This window comes from Pseudarthrobacter adonitolis, assembly GCF_055412845.1.
In genome coordinates, this window is record NZ_JBVAYW010000041.1 from 1 (window position 1) to 6,022 (window position 6,022).

Below are 6,022 nucleotides of genomic sequence, written 5' to 3' on the forward strand. Positions count from 1 at the left end.
CGACACCGAAATGGCGGCCCTTCCCATCACCCGCCATCAATGGCACGGCGAATGGAACTACACCCTCAAACCCAACAAATCACAAAAGCCGCGTGAATACTGACAGGCCCTAAACACTGGCTAGTCCTGAGACTTGCGAGTGGAAGGCTTCCTTGATTTGCCGCGCTTGCCGGACTCCCCAATCTCGGGCCGATAGTCGTAGTAGTAGTGACTACTGGCAGTCTTTTCCAGCCTGTTTACTACCACTCCGAGCAATCTGGCATTGACCGCTTCCAGACTGGCAACGGCTTGGGTCACGTCGGCGCGATTGGTCCGACCATCCGCGCTGACCACAAGAACCACGCCACTGGCCATCGAGCCCAGCACGGCGGGATCCGTTACCGGCAGGAGAGGGGGCGCGTCGATTACCACGACCTCATAGTCAGTTTCCAACCGAGTAATGAGCTTCTCCATTGTGGGTGACCCCAGAAGTTCACTCGGGTTTGGGGCTGACCGTCCTGAGGTAAGTACGTGGAGGGCACCACCACGGCCCCATTCCTGGATGGCGTCTTCCAAAGCCACGGAGTGCGAGAGCACGCCGGTCAGCCCAACGGAGCCTTCAACACCCAGGAATGTGGCGACTCGCGGACGTCGCAGGTCGGCATCGATAAGTAGCACGCGGGCACCGCTTTCGGCCAGCATGATCGCTAGGTTCACCGCCGTGGACGTCTTTCCCTCACCCGGGATCGATGACGAGACAACGACTGTCTGCGCGCCTCCGGTGATATTTGTAAAATGTAAGTGTGTCCGGAGCTGACGGAAGCTCTCAGCCCTGTGGCTCAATAGATCGCCTTGGGTAACCAAGGGTTCCTTTTCTACGCTCGCGTCCGTGGAAAATGTCCCGAGTATGCCTGCATCGACAGTCCGTTCAACATCGACCCGGCTTCTAATCCGAGTATCCAGGGCTTCTCGAAAGAACGCATAGGCCGCTCCGGCTAAAAGACCGAATAGAACTCCGAGGGCTAAATTCAAGGGCACTCTAGGGGAAGACGGGACACTCGAAGCCGTCGCCTGTTCGAAAACGCTCAGATGAACGATGCTCACGTCTTCGACTTCGTTGACGGCAGCGATGAGCTGGTTAGCCGACGAGTTTGCGATCTTCGCCGCCTGCTCCGCGTTTGCATCAGTGGCTGTTATGTCGATGAGGACTGTCTGCGCTGGAGTTGTTGCCACTACTTGTCCCTTGAGGGCTTTAGCCCCTCCAGTCAAATTGAGCTCTTGAGCAACCGCTTGGAGGACTCTGGGGCTCGTTGCCAAGCTGACATACGAGGTGACGCGCCTCTCGGCGAACGCATTACCCTGCGACACGTCTGTTGCTGACGCTCCGGCCTTGACGGACACGAAAAGCTGGCTCTTCGCCTGATACTGGGGCGTCTGCAAGAACGTGTAGCCGGCAGCCAGAGCGAGCCCAATTAAAGCGGCGGCAACGACGGAAACCCAGCGTTGCCGGATGAGACGCAAGTAGTCTTTCAACTCCATAAGTTCCCCAGCACTTTTCCGCCGCCGAAGCAGCTACATGGAAATCAATTCTCAGAGGCGCAAGGGACGCCTCTGATGATTAAAACACGCCTAACAGCCCGACAGTAACTCGGAGTCCCTTAGAGCGCCCGTTTGTCTCACCACCCTACGTGTCAGGCTGGAACGGTGCCAGGGGCTCATGGCAAGTTCGTTTAGTCGCGTGGGGCAAGAGCCAGGAATCCAATGATCATGTCCAGTCCGGTTTTGACTGCGGTACGTGAAGATAGTGCTGTGAGTAGTAGTAGTAGTTCCGGGCTGGTGGGCCGCGGCCACGCCAGTCGTTCGCCCCGGCCCAGAAGCTTGAGTTCTTGACCGCGTACGAGAACGCGTGCGAGAACAGTGAGGGCGGCGCGTTCCTGCGCCGTGAGGGGCTGTATTCCTCGCAGATGAACGAGTGATTGATCAAACGCTCGGTGAAGTAGGTCTGCAGCGCCGGAGCGAGCGGGCTCATCGTCCTGCCCCGAACCGGGTGTGCAGCCGTTCGGCGGCGAGCTCCATCAGCTCGGAAGAAGCAGAGAGATACCAGTAGGTGCCCGCCGGGCTGACATGCCCGAGGTAGGTCGACAGGTCACCGATCCGGCTGTCAACGCTCACCCCGGATCGCTGCCATTCGATCAGCGTCCGCACGGCAAAGCTATGTCTGAGATCATGTATTCTCGGGTGCACCGTCTCGGTGCGGATGCCGAGCGCGGTCGTGACCTTCCGGAAGTTTTTCCCCACTCCGCTGCGGTCCAGTGTGGTGCCGGTGCCGGAGAGGAAAAACGTGGTTGCCCGCGGTCGCGGGCACAAGCAGTCGCGCCCGGCCGCGTAGCGGCGCAGCGCCTCAATGGTGCTCGGATGCAAGGGCACGAGCCGGGACCGGTCGAACTTGCCCTGGTGGATCGTGACCACGCCGGTGTCCAGGTCCAGGTCCTCGCGCTGAAGGCCGCATGCTTCCCCGATGCGCATCCCGGATGCGGCGAGCAGCCCGAACAGCGCCTCGAGACTCGCCGCGCGCAGCGGCGAACGAAGCCCCCGCGCCCCTTCAAGCAGCCTGCAAATATCGGTCTCCGACCACAGGTAAGGGGCCGGGCGGCGCCGGTGGGCGGGGAACACTCCCAGCGAGGGTACCTGGGCCGCCGGATCGACAGTTTGGAGGTAGGCGGCGAACTTGCGCACGATACCCAGCCGCTTGGCCCAGTGGTTTTGGCTGTGCGCGGGCGGGCTCGCGCGCCCACCTGATCGCCAGCTCGCTGGTCACCGTGGCCTGGCCCGCGGTTTCCAGGTAGGCCACGAACTGGGCCAGCAGCTGTTCTTCGCGCTGGAGCCCGAACCCCAGCGCCCTGCGCAACCGCAGGTAATCCTCCACGTGGCCGCTCAGCGTGCTCATCGCGGTTCACCTCCCGGCCACGGAGCAGCCAGCAGCCGCAAGCGATCCAGATTCACGCGGGCGTAGATGGACGTCGATTGCAGGCTCTGGTGCCGCAGCACCTGACCGATCTGCACCAGCGGAACCTGCGCGGAGACCATCTCGCAAGCCATGGTGTGGCGCAGCCGGTGTGAGCCACCTCCGGCCCGCCTGCACGCCCGGCGCACCGTCGAGGAGACCGTGCGGACCGCGATCGGCATGATGGGCGCCCTGGCCCGGAAGAAGACCTCCCGCCGCTCACTGGCCGGGCGCCCCTGGTTGAGGTAAGCGGCGATTGCCTGGCCAACGTCCGGCGGAAACGGCAGGCTGTCTTCGCGCCCGCCCTTGCCGTGCACCACGAGTTCGCCGGCCCGCCAGTGGATATCTTCAAGGCGCAGGCCCGCGACCTCACTGGCGCGCAGCCCCAACCTCAACATCGTGATGATCATTGCGTAGTCCCGCCGCCCGATCACCGACCGGCGATCACAGCATGCAAGCAGCATCCCGGAATCGGCTTTGCTGATCCCCGCAGGCAGCAGTGACCGCCGCCGTCCGGTCACCGGCAGGGCCGCAACGGAGAGGTCAACCCCGACCAGGCCCGAGATGAAGCAGAAGCGCAGGAACGACCGCAGGCCCGCCACGAAGAACTGCGTCGCGCTCAATGAGACTCTTGCGGACTCGTGCAGCACCGCCGCCCCTGTCACATCCGCCGCGCCCACGCTGACAAGGGCCCCTGGTGAAACGGCGCACAGAAACCGGCGGGCATGGTCAACGTATCCGCGAACTGTGCCCGGTGTCAGGCCTCGCTCAGCGAGCAGGTAGTGTTCAAGGAGGCCAGCAACACCTCCGTCGGCGAGGCCGCAACGGCTGCCTTTTCGGTAGCAGCGACTCCCTCCTCTCGCAGCACGTCGAGCAGGCACAACAGGCCGGGACGCGACCACGAGGCACGGTGACGGCCACCGGCGCGCTGGAAAGCGAAGAACTCGTCGATCCTCTCCCCGCTCAAATCAGCAGCAGCAAGACCCTTTATCTCCAGCCAGCAGCTTAGTCGCCCCGCCTGGCGAAGCTGAATGACCACCGTCAACGGCGTACAGCCCCGCTCCTTGAGCTCCCGCGTATATGCACCCACAAACGGAACCACCGGCCCCGTCATCAAAACCCTGCTCACCCTGCTCGTCGGCCCAGCCATGATCGTCTCCTTCTCCTGTGAATTGGATAGAGAAAATCATCCGGCCCGCACTCGTTATGCCGACCTCGTGGTCGCGATCACCCCGGCCCGCAAGGACTTTCCCGCCGGGGTCGGCATAACGCGGAGGTCGGCATAATCGTGGTTGTGCCGACGTCGGCACAACCACGACCTCAGGCACAGCATTGCCGTTCGCCAACTGGTCGACTGGCACCAACAGCATGCCGATGTCGATGCCCGAATACCCTTGCTGTCAGCTGTTCTTGGACACAGTGATCCCGCATCCACCTACTGGCATCTCGAAGCCGCGCCCGAACTCTTCGCCATCGTCGGACGGCGCCTCGAAGAATTCCTCGGAGAACTGCCATGAGCCCCCTCGCCCCCACTCGGCAAAAGTTCTCCACCGACCGCCTCCTCACCCAACGACAGGTCAGCCCGGCCACCGTCGCCGCCTACCGCGACACGTTCCGGCTGCTCCTCGGATTCATCGCCGACAGAAAGAAGCTCGCTCCGGCGAGCCTCGATTTCACCGACCTCAACGCCCCGACTATCGGAGCGTTCCTCACCCATCTGGAAACCGAGCGGGGCAACAGCATACGAAGCCGCAACGCCCGCCTGGCCGCGATCCATTCGCTGTTCAAGTTCGCCGCGCTCGAGCACCCCGAACACGCCGATCTGATCTCGGGTGTCCTTGCGATCCCACAAAAACGGTTCGATCGGGGGATCGTTGCGTTCCTCACCAAAGAAGAGATCGAGGCGATCCTCGTCGTTCCCGACCGAGACACCTGGATCGGTCGTCGCGACCACGCGCTACTCACCGTCGCAGTCCAAACCGGTTTGCGTGTCGCTGAACTTACCGGTCTGCGCTGTGAAGACGTGGTGCTAACAACGGGGCCTCACGTTCGTTGTCATGGCAAGGGCCGAAAACAACGATCCACGCCCTTGACTGCCGGGATCGTCGCGACGCTCCGGGATTGGTTGAAAGCGCTGGACGCCCAACCCCGCTCGCCACTGTTTCCAAGCCGACATGGCACACAGTTGAGCACCGACGCCGTTGAATGGCTGGTAAGCAAATACGCCACCGCGGGGGCATCTCGCTGCCCATCGTTGGCGACCAGGCGAATCACCCCTCACGTCCTTCGACACAGCGCCGCCGCAGGCTGCCGGCACCGGCGCCCGGCACGGGCTGGTCCTTGAGGAAATCGCTTTGCTTCCGGCAAAGGACCGCCCCGACCGCGGCGTTGGCATGTGTGTGGTGGCCGGGTGCGCCCGGGAATGGGCCTCGGGAACGGCCCGGTTATGCCGTCGGCACCTCGATCAGCGGCAGGCCCTGGGCCTGGGGCTGGCAGAGTTCCTCACCGGTCCGCGGACCTTGGCGCTGGAGGCCTGTCCGCCGTACGCGGTGGCTGCCTGCCCGCGACAGCGCCGCCACCTCGAGGGCCGCTACTGTGACGCCCACCCAAATTCGCCTGCGCGTCTTCAAAGCCAAGAACCCCGGAGCCGACGAGGCGCAATGGGGGCGGATCGAGCCGCCAATCGGGACCGGCGGGCAGGTGAGCCTGCGCGGGCTGGAACCGCTGGTGGTGATCGAGGTGATGCTCGGGCTGCAGCAGCGGTGCCGTCTGGACCAGGTGCGGACCAAAGAGGCGGAGCTGCGCGCGGTCGGTGATGACCTGCGCCGCCAGCAGGTGGACACGATCGCCGATTACCCCCTGGCACCCACCCGCTCACTGGAGTTCGCCGGGCTCCATGCCCTGGTCAGACAAGCCCGCCGCGCGTTTAGGGCCTGTCAGTATTCACGCGGCTTTTGTGATTTGTTGGGTTTGAGGGTGTAGTTCCATTCGCCGTGCCATTGATGGCGGGTGATGGGAAGGGCCGCCATTTCGGTGTCG

8 protein-coding genes are annotated in these 6,022 nt (G+C 63.4%); 2 read left to right on the plus strand and 6 right to left on the minus strand.

The window, feature by feature from the left end; genetic code table 11:
• Positions 1-120: 120 nt before the first annotated feature.
• The 5 genes from ACZYZ4_RS19190 to ACZYZ4_RS19210 form a co-directional block, all read right to left on the minus strand.
• Positions 121-1,518 (minus strand): tyrosine-protein kinase domain-containing protein, encoded by a 1,398-nt coding sequence (locus ACZYZ4_RS19190; RefSeq protein ID WP_463863371.1) that lies wholly within the window; start codon positions 1,516-1,518, stop codon positions 121-123.
• A 226-nt stretch (positions 1,519-1,744) separates the two neighbouring features.
• Positions 1,745-2,008, minus strand: coding sequence for a hypothetical protein (locus ACZYZ4_RS19195; RefSeq protein WP_463863372.1), 264 nt, complete (start codon positions 2,006-2,008; stop codon positions 1,745-1,747).
• Positions 2,005-2,715, minus strand: coding sequence for a tyrosine-type recombinase/integrase (locus ACZYZ4_RS19200; protein WP_463863373.1), 711 nt, complete (start codon positions 2,713-2,715; stop codon positions 2,005-2,007). Before ACZYZ4_RS19200 ends, ACZYZ4_RS19195 begins: the two co-directional genes overlap by 4 nt.
• A gap of 207 nt (positions 2,716-2,922) precedes the next feature.
• The gene (locus ACZYZ4_RS19205; protein WP_463863374.1) at positions 2,923-3,606 is read right to left on the minus strand and encodes a tyrosine-type recombinase/integrase; all 684 of its coding nucleotides are present in this window, start codon (positions 3,604-3,606) and stop codon (positions 2,923-2,925) included.
• 134 nt (positions 3,607-3,740) lie between these two features.
• On the minus strand, positions 3,741-4,133 hold the full coding sequence (locus tag ACZYZ4_RS19210; protein WP_463863375.1) for a hypothetical protein: 393 nt from the start codon (positions 4,131-4,133) through the stop codon (positions 3,741-3,743).
• 363 nt (positions 4,134-4,496) lie between these two features.
• Here ACZYZ4_RS19210 and ACZYZ4_RS19215 point away from each other — a divergent pair, with 363 nt between their 5' ends.
• A complete protein-coding gene (locus tag ACZYZ4_RS19215) occupies positions 4,497-5,327 on the plus strand; it encodes a tyrosine-type recombinase/integrase (protein WP_463863376.1) in 831 nt (276 codons plus the stop codon).
• A gap of 100 nt (positions 5,328-5,427) precedes the next feature.
• Here the strand turns inward: ACZYZ4_RS19215 and ACZYZ4_RS19220 are convergent, their stop codons facing one another.
• Positions 5,428-5,589 carry a hypothetical protein gene (locus tag ACZYZ4_RS19220; RefSeq protein ID WP_463863377.1) on the minus strand — a complete coding sequence of 54 codons (162 nt, stop codon included), beginning with the start codon at positions 5,587-5,589 and terminating at the stop codon, positions 5,428-5,430.
• Between ACZYZ4_RS19220 and ACZYZ4_RS19225 the strand changes: the two genes are divergently transcribed.
• Entirely contained in the window at positions 5,579-5,965 is a 387-nt protein-coding gene (locus tag ACZYZ4_RS19225) for a hypothetical protein (RefSeq protein ID WP_463863378.1), read from the plus strand. The genes ACZYZ4_RS19220 and ACZYZ4_RS19225 overlap by 11 nt on opposite strands.
• Positions 5,966-6,022: the final 57 nt, after the last annotated feature.